2 protein-coding genes are annotated in these 862 nt (G+C 41.0%); both read right to left on the bottom strand.

From position 1 onward, the window contains the following. On the bottom strand, positions 1 to 400 hold a 400-nt coding region (locus tag A3739_RS16180; RefSeq protein WP_068502049.1), incomplete at its 3' end, for a thioesterase family protein. Positions 401 to 453: 53 nt separating this feature from the next. Beyond that, positions 454 to 630, bottom strand: a complete 177-nt coding sequence (locus A3739_RS28830) for a DUF6435 family protein (protein WP_156493683.1) — start codon at positions 628 to 630, stop codon at positions 454 to 456. Between the last annotated feature and the right edge of the window lie 232 nt (positions 631 to 862).

Genomic DNA, 862 nt, shown 5'->3' on the forward strand with positions numbered 1-862 from the left:
AATGCTCAAACATTGATTTAACAAAGTCAGGAATTGGACAACTCGTAAAATCTTCAGCGTTAACAAACACATACACTGCTTCGGCAGTAGCTAATACTTGATTCGTTTGCGCATTCACATACTCTGTGTGAAGTGTAAATGAACTATTTCCGATACGACCCACCGACACATTAAGATTTAATACATCATCAAAGCGAGCCGGAGCCTTCCATTCAATTAAAAGCTTAACAATTTGATTCTCGAATCCGCGTGCCACGAGTTCTTGATAGCCCCCGAGTGATGCACGAAGAAACTCCGTTGAGGCGAGGTCTGCATAATCCGCATAGCGGGAATTGAACACGACATTTTGCGCATCGCATTCGTTATAGCGCACACGAATCTTTAGGGTGAATTGAGACATAAGCAAGGCTCAGGATAATTATTTTAGTTAACGCCTTAGCTTATCAAACCAAGCTAGCTTTTGCTCTCTTCCAACGCTTCTAATTGCTTTGCTAAGGCGTCGGCTTCTACGCTGAGTTGCGAGTAAGTTCGAATATCGCCATTGCGCTGCGCCTTCATGGCTTCTTCAAGTTTCGCCAAGTATTGCTTCTTTAACTTTTTGGTGGGGTCTGATTTGAAAAACGAAAGCATAGTTATCTCCTTTTGTATTCTTACGATGGAAATACAATTTGGATTTGAGAATTGAGAGAAAATGTTTTTCAGAGATTTGGAACAGAAAAAAGCCTGAAAGATTCAGGCTTTTTAATAGTAATTAAACTACTTTGACGCTAATTTCTTATCTATATCTTCAGCACTACGACGAATCGGAAGTTGTTCCCAAGTTTCACCCCATGCACGATTCACAATGCGTCCACGCTCAGTA

The sequence above is a fragment of the Oleiphilus sp. HI0067 genome (genome assembly GCF_001635735.1).

Bases quoted from the DNA above. Each gene is read 5' to 3' on its own strand.
- A3739_RS28830 (WP_156493683.1), bottom strand. From the start codon at position 630: ATGCTTTCGTTTTTCAAATCAGACCCCACCAAAAAGTTAAAGAAGCAA.